Origin of the sequence: Marinobacter litoralis (assembly GCF_016427555.1) — a bacterium.
In the GTDB taxonomy this organism is placed as follows: domain Bacteria; phylum Pseudomonadota; class Gammaproteobacteria; order Pseudomonadales; family Oleiphilaceae; genus Marinobacter; species Marinobacter litoralis_A.
Genome location: NZ_JAELVS010000003.1, coordinates 20,217 through 45,431, shown reverse-complemented (window position 1 = coordinate 45,431; position 25,215 = coordinate 20,217). Strand labels below are relative to the sequence as shown.

At 53.6% G+C, this 25,215-nt stretch carries 20 protein-coding genes and 2 pseudogenes; 17 read left to right on the top strand and 5 right to left on the bottom strand.

From position 1 onward, the window contains the following. The first annotated feature begins 105 nt into the window (after positions 1–105). The 7 genes from JAO79_RS10320 to JAO79_RS10290 all read left to right on the top strand — a co-directional run bounded on the left by JAO79_RS10320 (position 106) and on the right by JAO79_RS10290 (position 9,570). Complete coding sequence (locus tag JAO79_RS10320; RefSeq protein WP_199007185.1) at positions 106–1,281, top strand: efflux RND transporter periplasmic adaptor subunit; 1,176 nt, start codon at positions 106–108, stop codon at positions 1,279–1,281. A 10-nt stretch (positions 1,282–1,291) separates the two neighbouring features. Then, entirely contained in the window at positions 1,292–4,486 is a 3,195-nt protein-coding gene (locus JAO79_RS10315; RefSeq protein WP_199007184.1) for an efflux RND transporter permease subunit, read from the top strand. Beyond that, positions 4,479–5,882 carry a TolC family protein gene (locus tag JAO79_RS10310; protein WP_199007183.1) on the top strand — a complete coding sequence of 468 codons (1,404 nt, stop codon included), beginning with the start codon at positions 4,479–4,481 and terminating at the stop codon, positions 5,880–5,882. The genes JAO79_RS10315 and JAO79_RS10310 overlap by 8 nt, the downstream gene beginning before the upstream one ends. Before the next feature lie 115 nt (positions 5,883–5,997). Continuing rightward, a protein-coding gene (locus JAO79_RS10305; RefSeq protein ID WP_227664547.1) for an IS3 family transposase occupies positions 5,998–7,109 on the top strand; the annotation gives its coding sequence in 2 pieces (ribosomal slippage) (positions 5,998–6,259 and positions 6,259–7,109; 1,113 coding nt in all). Positions 7,110–8,525: 1,416 nt separating this feature from the next. After that, positions 8,526–8,822, top strand: a complete 297-nt coding sequence (locus tag JAO79_RS10300; protein WP_227664546.1) for a hypothetical protein — start codon at positions 8,526–8,528, stop codon at positions 8,820–8,822. Between the two features lie 185 nt (positions 8,823–9,007). Continuing rightward, entirely contained in the window at positions 9,008–9,214 is a 207-nt protein-coding gene (locus tag JAO79_RS10295) for a hypothetical protein (protein WP_199007182.1), read from the top strand. After that, positions 9,187–9,570, top strand: a complete 384-nt coding sequence (locus JAO79_RS10290) for an ADP-ribosylglycohydrolase family protein (protein WP_199007181.1) — start codon at positions 9,187–9,189, stop codon at positions 9,568–9,570. The genes JAO79_RS10295 and JAO79_RS10290 overlap by 28 nt, the downstream gene beginning before the upstream one ends. Here JAO79_RS10290 and JAO79_RS10285 read toward each other — a convergent pair. Then, on the bottom strand, positions 9,567–9,821 hold the full coding sequence (locus tag JAO79_RS10285; protein WP_199007180.1) for a hypothetical protein: 255 nt from the start codon (positions 9,819–9,821) through the stop codon (positions 9,567–9,569). The genes JAO79_RS10290 and JAO79_RS10285 overlap by 4 nt on opposite strands. Before the next feature lie 195 nt (positions 9,822–10,016). On the opposite strand from JAO79_RS10285, the gene JAO79_RS10280 reads away from it, so the two are divergent. Continuing rightward, positions 10,017–10,349, top strand: a complete 333-nt coding sequence (locus tag JAO79_RS10280) for a tRNA-binding protein (protein WP_199007179.1) — start codon at positions 10,017–10,019, stop codon at positions 10,347–10,349. Between the two features lie 75 nt (positions 10,350–10,424). Here the strand turns inward: JAO79_RS10280 and JAO79_RS10275 are convergent, their stop codons facing one another. Both JAO79_RS10275 and JAO79_RS16440 read right to left on the bottom strand, forming a co-directional pair. Beyond that, positions 10,425–11,234 (bottom strand): MFS transporter, encoded by an 810-nt coding sequence (locus JAO79_RS10275; RefSeq protein ID WP_265091668.1) that lies wholly within the window; start codon positions 11,232–11,234, stop codon positions 10,425–10,427. Next, entirely contained in the window at positions 11,128–11,736 is a 609-nt protein-coding gene (locus JAO79_RS16440; protein WP_320158956.1) for an MFS transporter, read from the bottom strand. Before JAO79_RS16440 ends, JAO79_RS10275 begins: the two co-directional genes overlap by 107 nt. A gap of 304 nt (positions 11,737–12,040) precedes the next feature. On the opposite strand from JAO79_RS16440, the pseudogene JAO79_RS10270 reads away from it, so the two are divergent. After that, a pseudogene (locus JAO79_RS10270) lies at positions 12,041–13,234 on the top strand (PepSY-associated TM helix domain-containing protein); the annotation flags it as partial. A 161-nt stretch (positions 13,235–13,395) separates the two neighbouring features. On the opposite strand, the pseudogene JAO79_RS10265 reads toward JAO79_RS10270, so the two are convergent. Together JAO79_RS10265 and JAO79_RS10260 are read right to left on the bottom strand one after the other, a co-directional pair. Continuing rightward, a pseudogene (locus JAO79_RS10265) lies at positions 13,396–13,470 on the bottom strand (transposase domain-containing protein); the annotation flags it as partial. Positions 13,471–13,572: 102 nt separating this feature from the next. Beyond that, entirely contained in the window at positions 13,573–16,014 is a 2,442-nt protein-coding gene (locus JAO79_RS10260; RefSeq protein WP_199007177.1) for a metallophosphoesterase family protein, read from the bottom strand. A gap of 161 nt (positions 16,015–16,175) precedes the next feature. On the opposite strand from JAO79_RS10260, the gene JAO79_RS10255 reads away from it, so the two are divergent. The 8 genes from JAO79_RS10255 to JAO79_RS10220 all read left to right on the top strand — a co-directional run bounded on the left by JAO79_RS10255 (position 16,176) and on the right by JAO79_RS10220 (position 25,171). After that, on the top strand, positions 16,176–16,907 hold the full coding sequence (locus tag JAO79_RS10255; RefSeq protein WP_199007176.1) for a UTRA domain-containing protein: 732 nt from the start codon (positions 16,176–16,178) through the stop codon (positions 16,905–16,907). Positions 16,908–16,995: 88 nt separating this feature from the next. Continuing rightward, positions 16,996–18,228, top strand: coding sequence for an NAD(P)/FAD-dependent oxidoreductase (locus tag JAO79_RS10250; protein WP_199007175.1), 1,233 nt, complete (start codon positions 16,996–16,998; stop codon positions 18,226–18,228). An 18-nt stretch (positions 18,229–18,246) separates the two neighbouring features. Further along, positions 18,247–19,398 carry a 2-aminoethylphosphonate--pyruvate transaminase gene (locus JAO79_RS10245; RefSeq protein WP_199007174.1) on the top strand — a complete coding sequence of 384 codons (1,152 nt, stop codon included), beginning with the start codon at positions 18,247–18,249 and terminating at the stop codon, positions 19,396–19,398. Between the two features lie 10 nt (positions 19,399–19,408). Further along, entirely contained in the window at positions 19,409–20,236 is an 828-nt protein-coding gene (gene phnX / locus JAO79_RS10240) for a phosphonoacetaldehyde hydrolase (protein WP_199007173.1), read from the top strand. Between the two features lie 125 nt (positions 20,237–20,361). Beyond that, positions 20,362–21,375, top strand: a complete 1,014-nt coding sequence (locus JAO79_RS10235; RefSeq protein WP_199007172.1) for a putative 2-aminoethylphosphonate ABC transporter substrate-binding protein — start codon at positions 20,362–20,364, stop codon at positions 21,373–21,375. A gap of 73 nt (positions 21,376–21,448) precedes the next feature. Then, positions 21,449–22,519 (top strand): putative 2-aminoethylphosphonate ABC transporter ATP-binding protein, encoded by a 1,071-nt coding sequence (locus tag JAO79_RS10230; protein WP_199007171.1) that lies wholly within the window; start codon positions 21,449–21,451, stop codon positions 22,517–22,519. Positions 22,520–22,553: 34 nt separating this feature from the next. Then, positions 22,554–24,269, top strand: a complete 1,716-nt coding sequence (locus JAO79_RS10225; RefSeq protein ID WP_199007170.1) for a putative 2-aminoethylphosphonate ABC transporter permease subunit — start codon at positions 22,554–22,556, stop codon at positions 24,267–24,269. Continuing rightward, a complete protein-coding gene (locus JAO79_RS10220) occupies positions 24,266–25,171 on the top strand; it encodes a DMT family transporter (protein ID WP_114335940.1) in 906 nt (301 codons plus the stop codon). Before JAO79_RS10225 ends, JAO79_RS10220 begins: the two co-directional genes overlap by 4 nt. Positions 25,172–25,215 lie beyond the last annotated feature (44 nt).

The window sequence follows — 25,215 nt, the reverse complement described above, 5'->3', positions numbered from 1 at the left end:
TTTGAAGTAAAGATAATTCCTGCCACGCGTCACTCCGGCATTGATTGAGCAATCTACTCGGTGCCGGCTTCAGAGTTCCTAATGAAAACGAAAAAGGTTGAGTCAATGAGATATCGATTTCTCGTCGCACTGAGTGCGGCCGTTTTTATTCTTGCGGGTTGCGATAACGTAGCTCAAAACAATGTCTCCGACTCTCAGCCACCCGCGGTTGAGGTCGTCGCCGCAGCCCGCGTTGGTGTTCAACCACAGAAAACCTACACCACGCGCATTGAGGCGCCAGAGAACGTGGAACTTCGTCCCCGGTTGTCCGGTGTGATCGATAGAGTTCATTTTCAGGAGGGGCAAAGGGTAAATAAGGGCGACGTTCTCTTCCAACTGGATGATCGCCACCTGAATGCTCGAGTGGAGCAGCTTAATTCCGAGCTGGCTCGTGCCCGGGCCGCGCTTCATCAAGCCAAAGCCGAAGCCGAGCGTGCTGGTCGATTGCTGCGCAGCAATGCCATTTCCGAAGAACAGGCGGAACTTCGTCAGTCCGTTCGTCATCAGGCTGAGGCGGAAGTTTCATCTATAAACGCTCAGCTCAAGGATGCAGAGCTTCAGTTGGGCTACGCCACCATTCGGTCTCCGATCGAAGGTGACATTTCCAGAGCGAATATCACGGCCGGAAACACCGTCATTGCGAACCAGAGTCGTCTGACGACGATTGCATCGAATCAGGACCGCTACGCTTATTTTGATATGGACGAGAGTACTTGGTATCGCTTCTTCCAGACACGTGATCAGGCACTTGGATCCCCGGTGCGCATCCAATTAATTGGGGAAAGCAGTTTTTCACACGTGGGCGAGATCGACTTTGTCGACAACAGCATTGATTCCGACACAGGAACGCTCCGTTTGCGCGCGGTATTGTCAGATTCAGGCGGCACTCTGGTTCCGGGTGCATTTGCACGTGTGAAAATCGCTGTGGCCGGTACAGAACAGAAAATTCTTGTCCCGGATAGAGCCATTGCTACCGACCTGGACAGCCGGTTTGTGCTCACGGTAAACGATCATGGCGAAACTCGTTACACCCCCGTGGAAATTGGCCAGCGCTACGGCACTTTCCGTGTGGTAGAGCAGGGCATCGCCGAGGGCGATCTGCTGGTAGCAAATGGTGCTGCCAAGGTGGGGCCAGATATGAAGATTGCTCCAACTTTGCTCTCAGAAGCGCCTTCTGACATTGCTTTTACCCTTGAAGCTCACGCATCGACAGTCCAGCAGACCGCTGGCGTCGAGTTCTGAGGCCTGCTATATGAAGTTTCCACACTTCTTTATCGACCGGCCGATTTTCGCCGCCATGCTGTCCCTGATCATACTGATCGGGGGGGGCATTTCCCTTTTCCAGTTACCGATCAGTGAATATCCGGAAGTCGTGCCTCCAACCGTCGTGGTTACCGCGAACTATCCGGGCGCCAACCCCAAAGTGATTGCTGAGACCGTGGCTTCTCCTATTGAGGATGAAATTAACGGCGTTGAGAACATGCTGTATATGTCCTCGCAGGCAACCGCAGACGGTCGAATGACGCTTACAGTGACGTTTGCCCTGGGCACGGATCTGGACAAAGCTCAGGTACAAGTACAGAACCGCGTTGATATCGCTCTGCCACGACTACCAGAGGAGGTTCAGCGCCTTGGCGTGGTGACGGAAAAGTCGTCTCCTAACCTGAGCATGGTCGTACATCTGCATTCTCCCGATCAGAGCCGGGACATTACCTACCTGGCGAACTACGCCGAACTGAATGTAAAAGATGAAATCGCCCGCCTGGGCGGAGTAGGGGATGTGCGGTTGTTTGGTGGGAGTGAATTTGCCGTGCGTCTATGGCTACGCCCTGACGACCTGGCTGCCCGTAATCTCAACGCGACGGATGTTGTTAACGCGGTTCGTGCCCAAAATCGACAGATCGCTGCGGGCACTTTGGGCGCACAGCCCGCGCCAACGGATAATCAGTTTCAGTTGATGTTGAATGTCCGTGGGCGACTGACTTCCCTGGATGAGTTTCGGGATATTGTGCTGAAAATCGGCGAGAACGGTGCTATCACTCGTCTGTCGGACGTTGCCCGAGTCGAATTGGGACAGAACACTTACGCACTGGAAGCAGGGTTGGACGGAAAGCCGGCGGTTGCCATGCCCATTTTTCAGCGCCCCGGCGCTAATGCGATCGAACTCTCTGACAGTGTCCGGCAGACTATGAATAAGTTGTCGGAATCCTTTCCGAAAGGCGTCACCTACGACATTGTCTACGACCCGACCGTGTTTGTTCGTGGGTCTATCGATGCAGTCATTGCCACGTTGCTCGAAGCCATTCTTCTGGTGGTGCTGGTGGTTGTGCTGTTCTTGCAGACCTGGCGCGCCTCAATTATTCCGCTTGTTGCTGTTCCCGTATCGCTTGTGGGCACCTTCGCGGTGATGCAGTGGTTTGGCGTTTCGATCAATACGCTCTCACTGTTCGGGATGGTACTGGCCATCGGGATAGTGGTTGACGACGCGATAGTGGTGGTGGAAAACGTCGAGAGGAACATTCATCAGGGATTGTCGCCCCGAGAAGCTACCAAGGTAGCTATGAACGAGGTGACCGGGCCGATCATCGCTATTGCTCTTGTGTTGTGTGCAGTCTTTATTCCGACCGCATTCATTACCGGGTTGTCGGGCCAATTCTATAAGCAGTTTGCGTTGACCATCACCATCTCGACCGTCATCTCGGCAATCAACTCCTTGACCCTGTCACCGGCTCTTTCGGCCCTGTTATTGAAAGGCCATGATGAAAAGCCGGATCGGCTTTCCCGCATACTTGACAAGGTCTTCGGTCGTTTTGTGTTCCATCCCTTCAACCGATTCTTTGACCGGATCGGTACAGCGTATGAGTTGTTGGTCAAGAAACTGGTTCGCTACGGCGCCATTGTAGGCGTTGTGTATGTGGGCCTGACGGTATTCTCTGGCCACTTGTTCAATGTTGTTCCTGGCGGATTCATTCCGCAGCAGGACAAGCAGTACCTGGTTGCTGTGGCTCAACTCCCGGATGCGGCCAGCCTGGATCGAACTGTTGCGGTGGTTGATGAGATGCAAGAGCTTGCCCTTGAAATAGAAGGCGTGGCTAATACGGTCGCCTTTCCGGGGCTGTCGATTAATGGCTTCACCAACAGTTCCAACAGCGGCGTTGTGTTCTTGCCGCTGGATGATTTTGATAAGCGGACGACGCCCGAGCTGAGCGCCGGTGCCATTGCCGGAAGGCTGAATGCAGCCTTTGCCGGTATTGATGAAGGCTTCGTGGCTGTGTTCCCACCCCCACCGATTCTGGGGTTGGGTACGACGGGCGGGTTCAAGCTGCAGATCGAAGATCGCAGTAGTAAGGGTTTTGAAGCGCTTTTTGGTAGCTTGCAGACTACGTTGAACGAAGCCCGAAAACACCCCGCGCTGACTGGTTTGTACTCTAGCTTTCGGGTTCAGGTACCGCAGTTTGATCTGGATATCGACCGAGAGCGGGCGATGCTTCTGGGCATTCCGCTGGAGTCGGTGTTTGATACTCTGCAGGTGTATCTGGGCTCGGTCTACGTTAACGATGTGAACATGTTTGGAAGCACCTATCAGGTAATTGCGCAAGCGGAGGCCCAGAAGCGACTGGATCCCGAGCACATTCTTAACCTGAAGGTTCGCAATCAGCAGGGCCAGATGATCCCGCTCTCGGCGATCATGAATGTGGAGTCAACCATTGGGCCGGATCGTGTGATGCGTTACAACGGTTATCCCACGGCGGAGCTGAATGGCTCGCCCGCGCCGGGCTTCAGTTCTGATCAGGCTCAGGTTGCCATCGAAGAGGTGCTGGCTCAGACGTTACCGGATGGTATGACCTTCGAGTGGACAGAGGTGACCTACCAGCAAGAGCTGGCAGGTAACACCATGGTGTACGTGTTCCCGCTTGTTATCCTGTTGGTGTTCATTGTGCTGGCTGCTCAGTATGAGAGTCTTCGTCTGCCGTTTGCCATCATCCTGATTGTGCCAATGACCTTGCTATCCGCATTGGCTGGCGTTTGGTTGACCGACGGGGACAACAATATATTCACCCAGATTGGCTTGATCGTGCTGGTGGCCCTGGCGAGCAAGAACGCGATCCTGATGGTGGAATTTGCCAGGGACCTGAATCTGAGTGGTTACACGCATTATCAAGCGATTATCGAAGCTTGTCGCCTGCGGCTTCGCCCGATCCTGATGACGTCAATTGCCTTCACCGCAGGCGTAGTGCCGCTGGTGCTGGCCAGTGGTGCCGGTGCGGAAATGCGACACGCGATGGGTATAGCTGTGTTTTCCGGGATGATCGGTGTCACCGTTTTTGGCCTTCTCTTTACGCCCGTGTTTTATGCCGTCATTCAGCGTGCAAAAGCGGACGCAGCCAGAGCCCGTGAGAAGAAAGCGGCGACCAAGGATCAGATCATGGAGAACAACCATGCTTAAGAGCGCAGTCTGGCTGGTCTTTGGATCAATCCTGCTCACCGGCTGTGCCGCGACCCCGGATTATGAAGCTCGACAGGCCGCCAATGCTCGATACTTGGATAGCCTTGAGTTCGATGTGCAGCCGGCAGGCGCCAACACACTGGCGTGGTGGCGAGATTATCAGGACACCCAGCTCAACCAACTTGTTGAGGTTGCCCAGACGGCAAATCTGGACCTGCTGGCTACGCGGCAGAGAGTTCGCCGGGCTATTGCAGACCTCGGGGCCGACGAAAGTCGGTTGTTGCCACAGGGAGAGGTAGTCGTCGACTATGACGCTACGGACCGAAACAGCGTCCAGGAAACTGCTTCTGTGGGCCTGTCGGCGTCTTGGGAGTTGGACCTGTTTGGACGGCTTAGAGCTTTGGTAGATGCGGGGGAAGCCAATCTTGAAGTTGCACTGAATAATCAGCGTGCGATGCTGAAAGAAGTGACTGTCGGTGTTGTGCAGGCCTACATAGAGTGGGAGGCCGCCCGACAGCGCGTTCAGCTGATCAAGGAAGATATACGGACCCTTGAAAACACCCGTAAGGTAATGGCGTTACGGGTGTGTGAGGGGCTCTCGCCAGATCTCGATCTGGCGAGAGCGGACACCTTGTTGGAGCAGCAAAGGGCCAAATTGCCGGATGCCCGAGCTCAGTTATATCGGGCAAAAGCGGTGCTGTCAGTTCTGGTGAATGAAGACCCGGAAACTCTGACCCTTCGGCCGGCGTCGGGAGTGTTAGCTGTGTCAGTTGGTGTGCCGGGGGCTAATAGGGCGAATGAGGCAATGCAACGCCGGGCTGATATTGGCGGAGCACTCGCGACGCTCGCCAAAGACGTCGCACAAGGCAATGCCCTGCGGGCAGAACTCTACCCACAAGTTTCGGTGGAGGGCTTCCTTGGCGTGACGGATGTAGCGGGCCAGTCTGATGGATTCGAAAGTACTGCGAGTATCGCCCCAAGGATTTCCTGGTCGCTGCTGAGTTATCCGGTGATTATGCAGCGCGTGGACAGTCAGAACAAAGTGTCGGAAGAAAGCTATATTCGCTATCGGCAAACGATAATCAAAGCGGTGGCGAGTGCGCGGGTAGCGGTTTTCGACTACGGTCGAGCTGTTGAGGCCGATCGCGCAGCGGGCAGGGCCTTTGAGGCAGCCAATCAGTCGTTCAGCATCGCGTCTACCATGCATGGCGAGGGGGCGATCGGCTATCTTGATCTGCTTGATGCCAATCGAACCTTTATTTCGGCTCAACAGGATCGGTTGTTGGCCAGGCTTACGCGCGCCAATGCGCAACTTGAGGTGCTTGCGGAGTTCAGTGGTGTGTGGTCGTCGGTGATTCATCAGAAGCTTTTAATAGAGCAGTCGTCCGGCTCTTAAGCGTTGGTGTGCAGTTTGGCGGGTACACGTACAGTGTGACCTGTAACCATCCCCTAAAATCGGTGCATGCGTAATTAGAGTTCTCCGGCCTACAATGAGGCAAACGGAGAACGACATGAAGAAATCACGGTACAGCGAATCCCAGATCGTCAAGATTCTGAAGGAGGTCGAGGGCGGTCGCCTAGTCAAGGAAGTGTGTCGGGAGTACGGCATCTCCGATGCGACCTATTACAACTGGAAATCCAAGTACGGCGGCATGGAAGCCTCTGATGTGAAGCGCCTCAAGGAGCTTGAAGGGGAAAACCGCCGACTGAAGCAGATGTACGCGGAGCTGAGCCTAGACCACAAACTGCTGAAGGATGTGATCGAAAAAAAGCTGTAAAGCCAGCCGTTCGACGAGAACTGGTGGATTACCTCAAGCAGGCTCACGGCGTCAGCATTCGCAGAGCCTGCCGAATCGCTGGCATCAGTGACTCTGTGTACCGATATCGGCCAGACACCTCCCGGGATGAACCGGTGATTGCAGCGCTTCAAAGCGCGACTGAACGCTATCCTGCCTACGGCTTCAGCAAGCTGTTCAAGGTGCTGCGACGCTGGGGTCACGGATGGAATCACAAGCGGGTCCACCGGCTGTATTGCGCACTCAACTTGAACAAACGACGACGGGGTAAGAAACGGCTCCCGACACGAACCCCGGAGCCATTGAGCGTGCCAGTCACCGTTAATCGATGCTGGTCCATGGATTTCAAGAGCGACAGTCTGTTCTGTGGTCGCCGGTTCCGCACTTTCAACGTGGTGGACGATTTTAACCGTGAGGCACTGGCGATCGAGATTGACCTGAACCTGCCAGCACCGAGGGTCATACGGGTTCTGGAGCGCATCATTGCTTGGCGAGGTTACCCGGCAAAACTACGCATGGATAACGGTCCTGAATTCATCTCGATTGCCTTGGCAGATTGGGCTGAGCAACACGGTATCGAGCTGGAGTTTATCAAGCCAGGCACACCCACTCAGAATTCGTATGTTGAGCGCTTTAATCGGACTTATCGGGACGAGATCCTGAAGATGTATGTCTTCCGGAACCTTACCGAAGTCCGAGAACTGACCGAATCCTGGATGACGGAATACAACGATGAGCGTCCCCACGATTCACTGGAAGACCTGACGCCATGGGAATACTTGGCGAAACACCAACGGGCGGAAAACTCTAATCAGCGGTGCAACTAAAACAGGGATGTTTACACTCCGCGAAGAATGGTCACGCTCAGAACCGGCGAAGCCTTCCTGGAATTTCCGGAAGACTATTGGAACTGCCTGTGCAAATGCTTGGGCCACCTGGAGTCCCAATACAGTAGAGCCGACCTGAGCAAGTACAGCGAGGAAAATTCGGACCCCGAACCAGATCCGTTTGATGTATTTTTCCCTGATGAGTAGGGTGGTAATAGGATGCTTAGCGAACACCCAAAACGAAAAAGCGAGAGGGCTTTTAGATGTCTATTTTCTCTTTGTTTTTCGCACGTAGCTCCGTGCGTATCTCTCTAGCCGGTCTGCCTGCCAATAAGCCAATAGGCCTATAGTCACACATGTAACTGTGAACGCCGAAAACCCCATAAAGCCTGCCATTAAATTCATAAGCACTGCCTCGTTCAAGTAACCCAACTAATCATACGCTTTTCTGAGCACACTCCAACGTTTCAGATCGGCACCAAATTTGGGAGATCGGTCTGCTGGCCCAATGATTCCGATCTCCGACTGGGGCTGCCAGGCCATCTTTTTCGCCACTGAAATCTGATCAGAAGGGTAGGCTTTAGCAGGATGCCTTCAAGTGAAATTGGCTAAATTTAGTGGCGACAAACACTGCGTAACTAATTGATTTTTATAGATCCAAAGATGTCATTTTTGCTTCAAGTGACTTATCATTAAAGCCCCTCAACCAACTGAAATATAAGCATAAAGTTCTTTTAAAAGCGCCAGCCTGCAACTCCGTGTACGCCGGTTCGATTCCGACCCGCGCCTCCATTTTTTACCCTTTTGTTTCAATCGCTTAGCATTATGCTGTCTTAACCGGCGTATCGATGGCGACAATGGTTTCATTTTCCAAAGGTCCTAAACGCCACTCCCAATGCAGCAGTTAATCTGGTGGAAGCACTTCTGCATTGCCTACTAGCCAAGGCGTACCTCACTCGAATGCTACCGCCGAGAGGCTTGTCGCATCTGGAACCGCATTTATCTGTGGCTAGTATCCGTCGCATGTTGCTAAAAGCGACGTAAGCCTTGGAATGGCGTGTAACTTCAAGCACTATTAGTTTTATAAAAAGTGCAGCCTACCTGTTAGCCTGCAATGATGTATCAATAGGGAAATGCTAGGGACCAGTACTTAGCGAAGCCACGGGACATGCGACTTCGAGACTGGCGACTTTCGCATTTTGCGAAGCCTGGCATAAATGGAAAAAGGAATCAGTAACCGTGTATCATCCTGAATTTTACCGACCGAGCGGTAGATTTGTGGGTGAATGGTGAGTATCGAAAGTTAAGGGCTGGCGTGGCAATGTTGCAACCTTGTCTTGCTGGTGAGAAGGTCGAAGTTCAAGTGGGCATGGAGCTCAGCCACATTGAGTGTGGTGAGACAAAGGAAATTAAATAATGAGACGTATGGCTACAGTTCTCGCTACTGCTTTTTTCCTCACCGCCTGTGGCGGCAGCGAAAATTCCGATGGTTCAAAGAAAACCACTTACAGCTCCTGCGCAATCACTAAGTCCGAAGCTGTCCTTGCAGCAGATCGTGCCACAGATCTAAAGCAATGCTGGGATGGTGTTGATTACGAAGAAAAGAACCTCGCACTGAACTGGTGTAAGCAAAAGGTCAGCTCCTATATCGATTCCGCATACGTTTTTGGTCATTCTGTTGAGTTTGAAGTCGCTTCAACGAATTGCCCTTAAATTCATGTGCTTCCCCCTTCGCAATCAACTGATCCATGGAGGTGCCACCTGGGGTAGATCAGTGAGGCGACTCTATCTGTCGCACCTCCAAGGCATGCTGGCCCAGTCATGGCGAACATCGTATGCAAATAATCCAAACGGTTCGCACAGAACAACTTGGTTGGTTGGCTCGCTCACTCGGATGAGTGACGGGTGCTGCATTCCGAACGGGGCTGGGCGTTACCTTCGATGTCTCTGACATGGTTCGTCTGCGTGCTGACTGGGATTATCTCGTTAACGTCGGTGATGAAGATGAAGCCTTCGAAACCGATATCAATGTCTTTAGCGTAGGGCCTGAGTTCCTTAAGAACTTAACCCTGATCCAGTGGGTTCATTCACCGCCTATCTTCTAGGTGGCGCCATCGGCGATGCGTTGGGCGGAGCAGTTGAGTTCAGGTCACGCACCGCAATCCTGAGTCGTATCGGGCCAGAGGTCATTATCCATTACGCGGAAGCCTACTGCGGGAAAGGTAAGATCACCGACGACACTCAAATGACGTTGTTCACCGCCGAGGGGTTGCTAAGAGGGCAAATGCGAGGTGTTAGCCGTGGGGTGAGCAGCTTCGATCATACGGTGGCGAATGCTTATTTGCGTTGGCTCGTTACTCAAGGGCAAGAGTGCACCGAAATCAACGTAGACAAGAGTGGCTGGTTGTTTCAGCAAGATGAGCTTCACTGTCAACGGGCCCCCATTCGCCGGCGCTGTTAGAGGTATTGGCAAAGGTTGGTCGGTATGTGGCCTCCGGTGCCATTACGGGGCCAATGGTGGAGCTGGATGTTCGCACTCTGTACCTGAAAGATCTGAGCCTGTTGGGTTCCCCATTGCGGCGTCTGTTGGCTGCCTACGGTAATCAGCACCGGAATCTTCCCTGCCGTTGGCTTGGGTAGCAGGTCCATCTCACGGATGTATTTTTCGCCGACTTTCGAAATAATCGTTCCGAATTTTGAAAGCCTCTCCATCACCAACTCAATAAGCTGTTGCGTCTGAACTGATTAATCTCTGACTGATCGTGTTTAGCTTCGGCGAGGCAACCATGGCCGTCGCGGGTGCCAGCACGCTGATTGCGTCCGGATCACTGGTAACTGGAAAAACCCGAAAAACAGAGGCTGCCAAAACTGTAAATTACGAACCTGTGTAGCAATGGAGGATGAAAAATGATTTCTTGGGAAGATTTTGAAAAAGTGGAAATACGGGTTGGAACCATTGTCGAGGTTCAGCCGTTCCCTGAAGCCAGAAAACCGGCTTACAAACTTAAAGTGGACTTTGGCCCGGAAGTTGGTATGCGAAAATCCAGTGCCCAGATTACGGATCTGTATTCGAAAGAGGACCTGCTGGGCAAGCAGGTATTGGCTGTCACGAACTTCCCTCCCAAGCAGATCGGTCCGTTTATCTCTGAGTGTCTCGTAACCGGGTTCAAAACCAAAACCGGTGTGGTGACGCTGGCGAGCCCTGATTCTGAGGTCGAGAATGGGGAGCGGCTGTTTTAATCTATAGACCGTCGTTCGCTGCGTTCCCGTGCCTTCTTTCTTAGAAAATTGATCAGAGCCCTCAATCTGAGCGTGTTATGGCTTTCCAAATCCCCCCCCACGAACCACCTCGGCGTGTTGGGCTTGTGCCATTTGCGTTCTTTGTGCCCAGGGAAATTCCTTCACCGGAAGATGGATCAGGGCGGATATCGCGCCAACGCCTACGCCAACCCACCAGACGATGGTGTAGTCGTTGTACATGTCGTACATGGCCCCGCCGAGCCAAACGCCGAGAAAACCACCCAGTTGATGGGAGAAGAAGACCAGGCCGTAGAGTGTGCCCATGTACTTCAAGCCGTAGATGTGTGCCACCAGGCCGGAGGTCAGCGGAACGGTGGCCAGCCACAAAGAGCCCATGGCAACCGAGAACAGAACGACCGTCTCCGGTGTAACTAGCGTTATAATGAACGCCGCTGATACTAGCGTTCGCAGCAGGTAAATAACGGCCAGCAGGTACTTTCGAGAAAATCGATGCCCAAGCCAGCCGGCCAACAGAGTGCCCCCGATATTGAAAAAGCCGATGATCGCGATCGAGACGGCACCAAGTCCGGACGCAGAGGTCACTCCGAGCACGTACAACAGGCTATCTGGTGAGATAGGGCCGCACATCTCGGTAATAAACGCCGGAAAATGGGCAGTGATGAAGGCAAGTTGATAGCCACACGAGAAAAAGCCGATGAAAATGAACCAGAAAGTGGGGTCTTTCAGGGCCCGCTGGATTACAAGGCCCATGGGCTCATCACTGGCTGTAGTCTGGACACGCTCGGGGGCGCGCATCATCTGAAGCGCAAACATGGATACCAGAATGATGCCGGCAAATACCACAAAGACCGTTTGCCAGGGCATCTGGCTGAGCAGCATCTGAGCAAATGGGGGGGCCTACGATCTGGCCGGCAGAGCCTGCCGCGGTTGCAATGCCCAGCGCCATCGACCGGTGTTTTTCAGGCGCTGCTCGGCCAACCACCGCGAGAATGACACCAAACCCTGTGCCGGCGATGCCAAAACCTACAAGCACTTCGAGAAGCTGATGCTGTCCCGGTGTAATGGCGAACCCTGACAGTACGAGGCCCAACGCATAAACGAGTCCCCCTGCAAAAATTGCCTTTCGGTCACCAAAGCGCTCTGCCAGCGCACCGAAAATGGGTTGTCCAATGCCCCAGAACAGGTTCTGGATTGCAATCGCCAGAGAAAAAGATTCCCGCGGCCAGGCAAATTCCAGCGCGATGGGTAACTGGAATAGCCCAAAGGAAGCCCTTACCGAAAAGCTCACCAGAATGATGATGCAGCCGGCAATAAGGACGGGATTAATCAGAGAATCTTGTGCTCTGCTGGTTGTTTCTGTCTTCACTGGGAGCCTTGGTGGGACGATTTAGCAGGCGTATCCGAGTTTAAATGGCGACCATACTGTGCGCTGCTCAAAAGTGATATCGCGCTTTTCCGAGTAAGAGCCCGGTAAACCCATCTTGACCGAAGCTGTTTGTCTTTCTCAAACAGAGACTGGATATCATTCAGCCGCTGCGTGCATGCAACGACGGCATGCGACAAAAAACCACACGATACTCCACCCTTTATTTCTCTACAATTTGCGCAACCTGAGGCAGGTTTAACCTTGCTCTCAAAAAGCTACAATATCTTGCTCGGAAATATTTTCCATGGAACATTCTGTTGCCAATCCAGCAGCTTCAGCGCAGGGCCGGGACCTCTCTAACATTGACCTCTATCGTGCTGTCTGGCGGTGGCACTTTTATGCAGGCTTATTAGTACTGCCTTTCTTGATTCTGCTAGCTGTGACAGGCGCTTTGTACCTCTTCCGTGATGAAATCGATCAGGTTTTACACGCTGATCTGATGCCGGTGGAAGTGCAGCAAGGCCGCACCATCGCGCCGGAGCGTCAAACGGCCGCTGCGCTCCAGGGTTACCCCGGAGAGGTCTTCAAGTATGTTACAGGCGCTGCGGAGAATCTCGCTACGGAAATTGACATAAAAACCGACGCGGGAGAGAAGCTCGCCGTTTATGTGAACCCATACAGCGGCGCAGTGCTTGGCGCTATGGACTATCGCGGCAGTGTCATGTGGTTTATCCGAAAATTGCACAGCTTGGAAAAGCTGGGACCCGTCGCCAATGGCGCACTGGAAATAGCCGCAGGATTGTCGATTCTATTGGTAATCACCGGTACTTATCTATGGTGGCCGAGGGGACAGAACAGAGGTGGAATGAAAATACGAGGCAGCCGCAAGGAGCGGGTTTTTTGGCGTGATTTGCACGCAGTGTCAGGAGTGACAGTGGGTGGGTTCATCTTTTTTCTGGCGATCACCGGGATGCCTTGGTCCGTTGTCTGGGGTGACAAGGTCAATGAGCTCGCCAATGGCCATAATTTTGGTTATCCCCCGGGTGTGCGCGTCGATGTCCCGATGTCCGGGGAACGCTTGTCCGAGCGAAGCCAGACAAGCTGGTCCCTGGAGCAGGCACAGATTCCATTGTCGGTTCAGCGCCCGGCAAATGGGCAAAAGACAACGCCACCAATCGGCCTTGACCAGGCCGTCGCGCGTTTCAATGAACTTGGGCTTGCGCCGGGATATACGGTCAATCTGCCGTCGTCTTCTGAGGGTGTGTTTACGGGGTCTGTTTACCCTGATGACCTCAGTCAGCAGCGTGTCGTACATCTTGATCAGTACAGTGGCCACGTATTAATCGATATGAACTACGCGGACTACGGCCCTCTTGGCCGCGGCCTGGAATGGGGCATCAATGTGCACTTGGGCCAGGAATTTGGCATCTGGAATCAAGTCGTGCTGGCGTTCGCGTGCGTCGTGATCGTGGTGTTCAGCGTCGCAGCGGGCGTTATGTGGTGGAAACGACGTCCCAGCGGGAAGCTGGGGGTGCCCCCGCTTCCCCAAAACCCCCGTCGGCTGTGGGCAGTGCTGGGGCTTCTGATGATCGGTGGCGTCATTTTTCCCTTGGTGGGCGTGGTGTTGATGCTCATAGCAATTGTGGATTTCCTTGGCCAGCGCGTCGGCAGTTGGGTCAGCACATCCTTAAGATAGGCATACGGATCATGCCCATTCAGTTTCGCTAACCGGATCTGGTTTTCCACCCAGTTCATGTTCTATCACCGGAGAACCTCCTCACCTCCCTTCAGTTAAGGAGCGAGGGGGAGGCTCCAGATGCTAATTAAGCAAAGGCTTTAGTGAAGAAGGTTGAGGTGCAAATCGTCGAAGTAGACATCGTTGTCGCTGCCTTGCTTACGTGTACCGCCAATGTAGACTTTAATACTCCTCACGCCGGCCGGAAGTTGATCGATGATATTCACGGATTCCCATTTTTGTTTGGAGCTGCTGCTAAGTGATCCTGAGGAGCTCCAAGGTATGACGTTGTCGTTCGCATCCAGTAGTTCTACGAGCAGTTCTGGTTCGTCTACTCCATTCCATGTGGCTAGCTTCGCGTCTAATTCAATGTAGGCTTGTTCCGAGTCAATCACGTCCGTGTAGCCCGCAACATCAACGACTTGGTAAGCGGTGTCAGTGCAGCACTCGGCTGGCTGCCCGTTCCCAAAGCCTCGGCCTGTAAAGTAGTATTCGCCCTGGGCCGCATTTAGTACGCCAGAGTTGTTAACACCAGATACAGTGTTGACTGACCCGTTGAGTACAGTCCAGCCAGTGAGGTCGCCTGACTCTGCGTCACCATTTATTAAAAGGTTGGGCGTCCGAGAGCCTTCCACATCAAATTTATAGTTACGACTCCAGTTAGACCAATTCATGTTTTTATCTCTTACGCGTGCTCTCCAGTAGTATGATGTACCGGGTTTTATTGTCAGGTTTGGCCGGGCGCGTCCCTGGTGATCATCGTGCGCCGATATGTGGGTGTTTTGACTAGAGTAGCGTTTGTTCCAGCGGTAATGATCGTCCCCGCCAAGGCGGATGGTTTTCTGTTGAAGCAGCAAAGATAGATCAAGTTTAAAAAGGTCGACACCTTGTTGGGTGTCAATGGACTCAAAGCCTGCATACTCATCACCCCCAACTAACGACGCTTCGTCATAGAAAAAGTTGTGCCGTCTTGTATCGTTACCCCAGATATCGAAAACCGCCCCCGAAAAATCCTCTGTTTCGGTTACTTGCCACTGTACTTCATGGACGGAATCTGGAACCCCAACCTGAATGCCTAACTGAACGTCAGTGGCTGCCAGTGCCCCTGTGCCGGAGATTGCCTGAGGGAATTCGTTGTTTATTGCGGGCGAAAAAGTGACCTTATCGACAACTTCGAAGTCGGTATCACCGTCATACCCGCCCTTTTTACGGCGCAAGGTAACGGCTTGATCCTGGCCAAACTGGTATGTAAGAACGCTGTAACCAAATTCGCTACGACTGACTTCAAAGGTTTCGTAGTCGCTGATTTGGGCGTTCTGGAAACCGGGGTCATCCAGTGGTTCAATATAGCCAGATGCGCTGGCAGCGTTCAGCCATAAATGCAGTGAATCCATGGATTGGCCACGAGAGTAGGAGTGCGTATGGCCAAAGAGATGCCCTGTAACGGCGCCAGTACGTTCGCTGTATTGCTCCAACTCGGCCACTAATTCACAGGAGCCGATGCTTTCGCCGGCATTCCACATTTCGGAGAGACAGCCATGGTGGAATATGCCCATAACAAACGTCTTGTTGTGGATCTCGGCGTCTTTAAGTGTTTCACGGAGCCATTGGCGTTGTACGGCTAGGGTTTCTTGATTGAAGTCGCCGTGCGCGCCGGAGATGGGATAGCTGTCAAGGCCAACCAAGCGTAGGTCAAGGTAATCGAGGAAGTACCAATGGTCTTCATATCCTGTGGATCCATTGGCTGGTGGCGCCATGTAGGTGCGATACAATTCCAGTTCTGCGTTGCCATAATAATCATGGTTTCCCGGAACGGTAACCAACGGTACATATGGGGTTATCTCTGCCATTCGCCCGAACAGTTGCTCTCTCCAGTGAGTACGGTTGCTACCAGTCTGAACGACGTCTCCGGAGATCGTAATGGCAGCGATATTTTCCGAACAGGTTTCAGGTTGCGTGCGATCGCACTCTTTTGCCATGAAACCATCGCTTACCACGTTGTTCAGTACGACTTCGTACATGGTTCGATCCAGTTGGGTGTCACTGATCGCAATGAATTTTGCTTCGGAAACACCATCACCAGGGCGTGGCCAGGTTTTGAATGCAAACGGTTGGGTTACCCGCTGGTTGCCCTCCGCATCTTGAGTCAGAACGTAATATTCATACAAGGTGTTGGATTCGAGTTCTGTGAGCGGCGAGCGATATACCAAACCATCGCTTGAGTGTATTTCGCCGGCAACCTTGCGGAATTCTTCATTGCTGCCAAATGAGCGCGCCCACACTTGCGGTTCCTTGTCTTCAGTTTCGAACATCACCGTCATGGTGTCCGTGCTCGGTGCCTGCAGATAGGGTTGTACAATAAAGGCCGGGGGCGTATCCGCCTGCGGTGGGGGGATAATGACCGGGTCAGGCACGGCTGGAATGTCGGGGGTGCTGGTATTGTTGCCGGTATTTGAGTTGTGCGAATCCGACGAGTCGTCACATCCCGCGAGTAATAGAGCTGACAGCCATAGCGCAAGGGCAGAACGATAATTGAGAAGCATAGAATGTCCTTGGTGTATACCAGGTTAGGGGTGTCAGCTAATCATAGGTGGGGAACATTTCAAACAGGTGACCGTAGGGTTTCAAACACGTTTTTCGGTGTCACAATGCTGCATTAAACTGCAGTTATGCTCTCTCGTTTTTTGATACGGAGTTTTGTTACATGCCAGAGAATATCGCCACATCAGAGACCGGCTCGCCGCTGTATTTGCGTGTCAGGGATCAGCTGGCTGAGCAGATAGAGCGGGGAGAGGTGACGGCGAACATCAAACTGCCCTCGGAGCGGGTTCTTGCCGAGCGTTTTGAGACCACGCGAGTAACAGCCCGGCTTGCGTTGGCTCAGTTGGAAGCAGAGGGGCGTATATATCGCTCCAATCGGAGGGGCTGGTTCGTGTCTCCACCGCGTCTGATCTACAACCCTACGGAAGATTACAGTTTTTCGGATAATGCGGTTTCCCAAGGGCGTCTCCCTCGAACGGAGACGCTTGAGGTTCGCTGCACTGTTGTCTCGGCTTGGCTGGCGGGTAAGACAGGTCTTGAGACTGGAGATCCGGTAGTGCTGGTCCGGCGCCGACGTTACCTGGATGAGCGGCCGGTTCTGGTGGAAAACATCTATCTCAACCCCCGTCGCCTCCCGGGCATCAAAGATTTTGATTTCAATCGCTCCCTGTGGAAGCTTCTGCGCGATCAATACAGCGTTGATTTGGTGCAGAAGAAGATTGAAATGTTTCCCACTGCGCTGGTGGATCCTCAAGCAAGCGCGCTGAGCGTTAATGCTGGTACCGCAGGACTTTGTGTGAACCGCTGTAGCCGGGACGCTGCCGGTGGGTTCGTGGAGTTTGACGAGGAGTTCTGGCTTCACGATACCCTCAGTATTCAGGTGAATGTGGCTTGAGTCTGCTCGTTATTTCGTCATCTATCCTTCATTAAGTTGTCATAACTCCCCTTGATACTGGTCTATACCAGATGAGCGGGGAGTTACTATGTCCATTACCAATCATCCAGATGTCGTCGTCATTGGTGGCGGCATCCTAGGATGTTCCATTGCCAGTTATCTCAGCCAACAACCCGGTTTGACCGTGACCGTCATTGAGCGCGGAGGCCTGGCCGAGCAAACCACCAGTCAAGCAGCCGGCCTGTTGACCAGGATTCGTCCGTCCTCAGGTCTGACCGCCCTGGCGACCGAGACCTTTGAAGCCATCGACCGGCTAGAGCAGGGCTCCGGTGTGCAACTACCACTTCAGCGGGCAGGCAGTTTGCAGGTTGCTGCTTCCGCGTCAGGGCAACATCAGCTCGAGACCCTGGCCCTCAGAGCGGCCGAATTTGGTCGGAAGACCGAATGGCTTGATAACTCCGAAGCGGAGAGATTGTCTCCTTGGTTGGCTCTGGAGGAGGGGGCTCGGGCCCTGTTTCTCCCAGATGATGGTTATATCGACCCGTATGCTTTGTGTATGGCATATGCTCGTGCCGCCCGGCGTAACGGCGTTCGATTCCTGTTGCACCACGAGGTGACGGCGCTGGTTGGGTCCGGGGATCGTGTTACAGGTGTTCGACTGTCGACTGGCGATACGGTTCAGGCAGGATTGGTGATAGATGCCGCAGGGCCCTGGAGCACGGCGTTGGCGCGTCAGCAGGGCATCAACCTGGCGATGGCACCGATTCGAAGTCATTACTGGATTTCTGCGCCTCACCCGAGAATTGCTAACGGTGGTCCCATGACCATTCTGCCCGACAGCGGCGCCTACGCACGCCCAGAAGTAGGCGGCCTGCTGTTCGGGCTGCGTGATAGCCGCGCCGTTTACGCCCGACCGGACGCTCTCCCCGATAGCCTGCATGGTTATAGCTTCGATGTCGATTCTACTGGCGATGAGGCTCTGGAAGCAGGCTATCCGGCATTTCAGCGTCAATGTCAGGTGCTCGAAGAGCTGACTCTCGCCAACTATATCAGCAGCATTTCTAGCTATACGCCGGACGGTGCGCCGCTGATCGGAACGATGCCCGGTGTGGGTGGATTCCTCGCGGCTACCGGGTGTTCGGGGGCTGGTGTTGGTCTGTCGGGAGGTATTGGGCGCCTCGTATCAGATTTGGTGTCCGGTCAGACCCCTTTTGTTTCTCTCAACGATTTCAGGCTGGATCGGTTTGGCCCAGTCGATTCTTTTGATGCCACTTTTATCCAACGCTGTGCCGAGGCTCGCGCCCGTAAGCGTTCCGGTTAATTACCACGGAGATTACCTATGATTGAGAAAGACCCTTACCTACTTACTCCTGGCCCGTTGACCACCAGCTTGACAGTCAAGCAGGCGATGCTTCGGGACTGGGGTTCCTGGGATGGTGATTTCAATGGCATGACCGCACAAGTGTGTCAGCGATTGCTGGAGGCGGCCGGCGGCGAGCAAAGCCACGTTTGTGTACCGGTGCAGGGCAGTGGCACCTTCGCTGTTGAAGCGGTCTTAGGGACGTTGATAGCTCCAGATAGCCATACCCTCGTGCTGATGAACGGCGCTTATGGCAAGCGGATAGGTCAGATTCTGGATTACCTGGATCGGCCGTACTTGAGCATCGACAAAGGGGACTATGAACCCCCGCGCGGCGATGAAGTGGCCGCATTCCTGAGTGCTCACCCCGAGGTGGCCCAGGTTGTGGTGGTCCATTGTGAAACCAGCTCCGGAATCCTCAATCCGATTGAGGAAATTGCGGAAGTTTGTGAGCAGGCGGGTACCCGGTTGATCATTGATAGCATGAGTGCATTCGGAGCCTTGCCCGTGAACGTCGCAGCATTGCCCTGTGCTGCTCTGGTGTCATCCGCAAACAAGTGCTTTGAAGGTGTGCCCGGATTCGGCTTCGCAATCATTGAGCGGTCGTTGTTGGAAGGCGCTCAAGGCCGTTGTCACAGTCTGTCGCTGGATTTATATGAGCAGTGGCGCTACATGGAAAAAAACGGTCAGTGGCGGTATACACCGCCGACCCACGTCGTAGCCGCGTTTCTGCAAGCGCTGAAAGAGCATGAGGCTGAAGGCGGAGTGGCAGGGCGTTTGGCCCGGTATACCCGCAACCGGAATCGGCTGGTGGCTGGCATGCGTGAGCTGGGTTTCCAGACTTTACTAGCCGACGAGTGGCTTTCTCCGATTATTACGACCTTTTTGTCTCCGGGCGCGTCAACGTTCGACTTCCGCCAGTTTTACGATGAGATCAAGCACCAGGGTTTTGTCATCTACCCTGGCAAGCTCACGGTTACTGACAGTTTCCGAATTGGCTGTATTGGCCAGCTGTTTGATGAGCAAATGGACGACGTTATTTCTGCGGTGGCCAATGCCTGCAAAAATATGGGGCTGACACTGCCTGTGCCACCTCCTGCCTTGACCCCTGATAACCTTAAATCCGACTGAAGGAGTAGTTATGTACCGTTATACCCGTTCGTACACCGGGCCTGTACAGGCCATCATTCTGGATCTTGCCGGCACCTGTGTGGACTTTGGCTCGTTGGCACCGATTCAAGCGTTTCTCACGCTGTTTGAATCCGAAGGTCTTTCGCTGACGGAGGCAGAGGCCCGTGAGCCGATGGGCACCGAAAAGCGAGAGCACATCCGGAAACTGCTGGCGATGCCTCGAATTCAGAGGCAATGGAAGGATCGCGTCGGTACCGCGCCGACCGAGGAAGATGTTGAGCGCCTTTATCACGCTTTTGTACCGTTTCAGCTCCAGGCGATTGCGGAACGCTCTGAATTGATTCCTGGAGCTTTGAATCTGCAGGCCTTTGCTCGAGACCACGGTATCAAGCTGGGCGTTAATACGGGCTACAGTCGAGAGATGGTTAACGTGATGCTACCGGAGCTTCACCGACAGGGTTTCGAACCTGAGAGCATTGTGTGTGCCACCGAGGTACCTCAGGGTCGCCCTGCGCCTTATATGAGCTTTTGTAATGCCATGGAGCTGGGGGCGACTGCCGTGCAAGGTTGCGTAAAAGTGGACGATACCGCCACTGGCATTGAGGAAGGACTGAATGCGGGAATGTGGACGGTTGCCGTGGTCGCCTCGGGAAATGCCGTGGGTTTGTCGCAGTCGCAGCTTGAACAGCTGGAGGATGACAAACGGGCTCAGTGTCTTCGTGTCGCACACCAAAAAATGGCTCTCACGGGTGCTCACTATCTTATTGATTCTATTGATGAGCTGCCGGAGGTTGTCGCGAATATTCAGGAGCGGATTGAGGTTGGCGACCACCCCTGATTGGCCACTCAGCAATCGTCACAGCACTGTCACGATAATGACATCCAGGGTCATTATCGTGGTGGTTCAACACTGGTATAGACCAGTAATTGATGGCTTATTCAATCTACGACGAGGATCGCCACGTGAAAAAGCTTAAATCCGCTCTTGCCTTCTCACTTTGCGCTGCGGCTGCCGGCGTTCAGGCTCAGACTGAACTTACCGTTTACACTGCTCTGGAAGCAGACGACCTGAAAAGATACGCGCAGAGCTTTAACGATGACCATCCGGACATCAAAATTAATTGGGTCCGTGATTCCACTGGCATTGTTACCGCCCGTTTGCTGGCTGAGAAAGAAAATCCCCGTGCTGATGTCGTTTGGGGGCTTGCAGGCACGAGCCTTCTGATGCTGAAGAATGAAGGCATGCTTGCGCCATACGCACCGGAGGGGCTGGAAAACCTGTCACCCAAATTTCGCGATCGCGATGAGGTGCCCTCCTGGGTTGGCATGAATGCCTGGATGGCAGCCGTCTGTGTAAACACTATTGAGGCTGAGAATGAAGGCTTGCCGATGCCTTCCAGTTGGGAGGATCTCACCAAGCCCGTTTATCAAGGGCATGTGGTTATGCCGAATCCCAATTCCTCCGGAACCGGGTTCCTGGATGTCTCTGCCTGGTTGCAGATGATGGGTGAGGACGAAGGCTGGGCTTTCATGGATGGTCTGCACAACAATATTAGTCGTTACACCCATTCTGGCTCCAAGCCCTGCAAAATGGCTGCCTCTGGTGAGACTCCCATCGGAGTGTCATTTGCTTTTCGCGGTGCTCGTCTAAAAGACCAAGGTGCACCTCTGGAACTGGTGTTCCCTGAAGAGGGGCTGGGCTGGGAAGTGGAAGCTGCCGGTATCATCAAGGGCACCTCTAAGCTGGATGCCGCTCAGACGCTGGTTGACTGGGCGATCAGCCGCGAGGCCATGGAAATGTATAACGAAGGCTTTGCCATTGTGGCGATGCCAGGCGTGGCTAAGCCGGTGAAACACTTTCCGGAAAATGCAGACGAGCTGATCATCGAGAACGACTTTGCCTGGGCAGCAGAGAATCGCGAGGCGATTCTGTCGAAATGGCAGAAGCGTTACGACACCAAGTCTGAAGCGCAATAATCGGGCTGTTTCCGGCCCCTCGGCGGGGCCGGAAACTCTGACGAAGCTGGAATAAATGACGGAGGGTTAAACGATGAAACAGTCTATCCAGGGAAGCCGGTTGGTCGTGAAAAATGTCGGCAAACATTTTGGTGATTTTTGTGCGCTTCGTGATATCAATCTGGAGGTAGAACCGGGCGAATTGGTGTGTTTCCTCGGACCTTCCGGATGCGGTAAAACCACGCTTCTGAGAATTATTGCAGGTCTGGAAACGCAGTCTTCAGGTTCACTGTACCAAGGCGGAGACGACATATCTCTGAAGCCGCCTCACGCGAGAGATTTTGGCATTGTTTTTCAGTCCTATGCCTTGTTCCCGAATATGACGGTTGCGGACAATGTTGCCTACGGCTTGCGCAGTGTGGGAGCGCCTAAGCAACAAATACAGCATAGAGTTTGTGAGCTATTAACCACCGTCGGATTGCCCGACCAAGCCAAAAAATACCCAACCCAGTTGTCCGGTGGCCAGCAACAGCGAGTGGCTTTGGCCCGTGCTTTAGCGCCCAGTCCCGGATTGTTGTTGCTGGATGAGCCGTTGTCGGCCCTAGACGCCAAAGTTCGGAATCACTTGCGGGCCGAAATCCGACATTTGCAGCAACAGTTGGGGGTCACCACGATCATGGTGACCCACGATCAGGAAGAAGCTCTTGCCATGGCCGATCGGGTCGTGGTGATGAACAACGGTGTCATCGAGCAGGTAGGAACGCCGGTGGAGGTGTATCAGCAGCCAGCGTCAGCGTTTGTCGCTGAGTTCATCGGGGCGATGAACTTTATGGACAGCGCCGCAGTCAACGATCGTTCTGTGCAACTCGGTAGTCGTGTGCTGCATTTGCCAAAACCGCTGCCCCGCGGGAAAGGTGTCGTGCGGCTGGCGATTCGTCCAGAAGATGTACACCTGCAGCCAATAACTGGCGATGGTTGGGAGGCGCAGGTAAACACATTGGACTACCTGGGAGCCTTCGTTCGGACACAAGTGACTCTGAGAGGGTGTGGGCTGCGTTTGTTGGTGGACGTAGACCCCCGCTCAGCTCGCGAGCTTGGTTTGGCCCAAGGTGCTTGGGTGAATGTGACTTTACCCTCAGACTCGTTGCACTGCTTCGCGGCCTGAGAGAACGACTATTGACTGACGAAATGATGAATTTATGAACCTTTCTGCATCTACTGCGGCATCAGTGCCGCTGAGTGAAAAGGCGCAACAGCTCGCTCAGCGCTGGGGCTATACTCTGTTGCTGCTTCTGGGGTGTGGCGTACTGACATTACTGGTCTTGGCCCCGCTGTACACCCTGTTGTCAAAAAGTGTGAAAAATAAAGCCGGTGACTTTGTCGGTCTCGATAATTTTGCTCAGTATCTTGGGTCCGGCGCAGTCGAGTCGGCTCTTTTCAACTCCCTGTGGGTCGCTGGTTTAAGTACGGTTGTGGTAGTTCTGCTGGCCTTTATGGCGGCTTGGGCTTTAACGCGTACACGATTGCCATTGACCGGATTAATTCGAGGCATCCTGGTAGTGCCAATCCTGGCGCCGTCGCTGCTGTCGGCCATCAGTCTGGTGTATCTGTTCGGGAATCAAGGGGTCTTGAAAAGCTGGTTGTTTGGTGCCGAAATTTACGGTCCAATCGGAGTCGTTCTGGGCTCGTGTTTCTGGACTTTTCCCCATGCGTTGATGATTCTTCTGACGGCCATGGAAAATGCCGACGGGCGCCATTACGAAGCTGCCACTTCTTTGAAAGCCAGCCCTTGGCGAATTTTCTTGACGGTCACCGTGCCGAGTGCCCGTTACGGTCTGGTAAGTGCCGCGTTCGTGGTATTTACGTTAGTGATCACAGACTTTGGGGTGCCCAAAGTGATTGGTGGTCAGTTTGACGTGCTTGCTACCGATATATACAAACAGGTGGTTGGTCAGCAACGATTTGAAATGGGGGCGGTAGTGAGTGTGTTGCTGTTGCTGCCAGCGCTTCTGGCTTTCGTCGCAGACCGATATGTGCAGCGCAAGCAGACCGCCAGCTTTACCGCTCAGTCGACGCCCTACAAGCCCAGAGCCAACAAAGCCCGTGACTGGTTCGGTGCTCTGATGCTACTCCCTGCGGTCGTGTTTATTCTCGCGATCATTGGCATGGCCATCTACGCATCGCTAGTCACTTTCTGGCCATATAACCTGGAGATGAGTTTCAGGAATTATCAATTCGATCTGATGGATGGGGGCGGCTGGGGGGCCTACATCAACAGCGTTCAAATGGCGCTGGGTGCAATGGTATTTGGAACGGCGCTGGTGTTCTTTAATGCCTGGCTGATGGAGCGAACACCCCAGCCATCAGGTCTTAAAGGGCTGTTCCACCTGCTTTCTTTGCTGCCCCTGGCGGTGCCGGGGCTGGTACTCGGGCTTTCGTACATTTTCTTTTTCAACGACCCGAATAATCCTTTGAATATGATTTACGGCTCTCTGTTGATCCTGATTCTATGTACCGTCGCCCATTTCTATGCGGTCTCGCATCTGACGGCGATCACGGCCTTGAAGCAGCTCGACCGGGAATTTGAGGCCGTGGGTGAATCCCTGAAGGCATCCCGCTGGCGGGTGTTAGTCACCGTTACCTTGCCCCTGTGTTTACCTGCGATCCTCGATGTGGCTCTGTACTTGTTTGTAAATGCCATGACGACAGTGTCCGCAGTGGTGTTCTTGTACGGACATGATTCTCAGCTTGCCTCAGTGGCGGTGCTGAATATGGACGAAGCCGGTGACATTGCGCCAGCGGCGGCTATGGCGGTGTTGATTACTATCACCTGTGCCGGCGCGAAATTGGTTCAGGGGTTATTGCGGTTCTGGTTGGATCGTTCCACCAGAGCCTGGCGCCAAGGAAAGGTATGACCCTCTCGGCAACTTTGATTGTTCTGCTGTCGGCTCTGGCTCATGCAAGCTGGAACCTGTTCGGAAAAAGCGTCAACCCAAGTGGCGCTTTTTTTTGGTACAGCACTTTTTGGGGGGCGATACTTTCGTCACCTCTGCTTTTCTCTTACTGGGATGTTCTGCAACAATTGACTCTGCAAATATGGACGCTTGTGATTCTTACTGGCGTCTTTCAGGCTTTATATCTTAGTGCGCTTGCGGCTGCGTATCGCCATGGAGAGATGTCCGTTGTGTACCCCATGGCTCGATCTTCTCCGCTCATCATTTTGTTGGTTGGAGCCCTGTTCCTGGGAACTGCAGACAGGATCACCGCAGCGGCTGTCTGTGGCATTCTGCTGATCGTTGCAGGTTGTATGGTTCTGCCCATGCGCTACCTCCGGGATTTTCGCTGGTCGAACTACGCCAACCTTGCAACGTTGTTTGCGCTGATAGCAGCGATGAGTACTGCGGGTTACTCGTTGGTTGATGATAACGCCACTCGGCAGATGCGGGCGCTACCGGGTTTGGCGATCAATGACGGTGAGGTGGCGTTGCTGTTTGTGATATTACAAGCTTGGTCGGCATTGGCTTGGCTCTCTCTGGGGGTGCTGTGCCAGCCTGAAGAGCGGCGCTTGATGAGGGTTCTTGTGAGGAAGTGGCGGAGCACTCTGGGTGCAGGCATTTTGATTCTGGGAACCTATGCGCTGGTGGTGTGGGCCATGGCCTACGCTGAAGACGTCAGTTATATAGTTGCGTTTCGGCAGATCAGTATTCCTATGGGGGTTCTGATGGGCTGGCTGTTTTTGAAAGAGTCGTTGCACGGCCCCAAAATACTGGGGGTCGGTGTGATTTTGATTGGCTTGTTTCTTGTGGTCCTGGGGTAGTGCGCCCAGATCGCCCACTGTGAATGGATCGCATCAGTAACAGG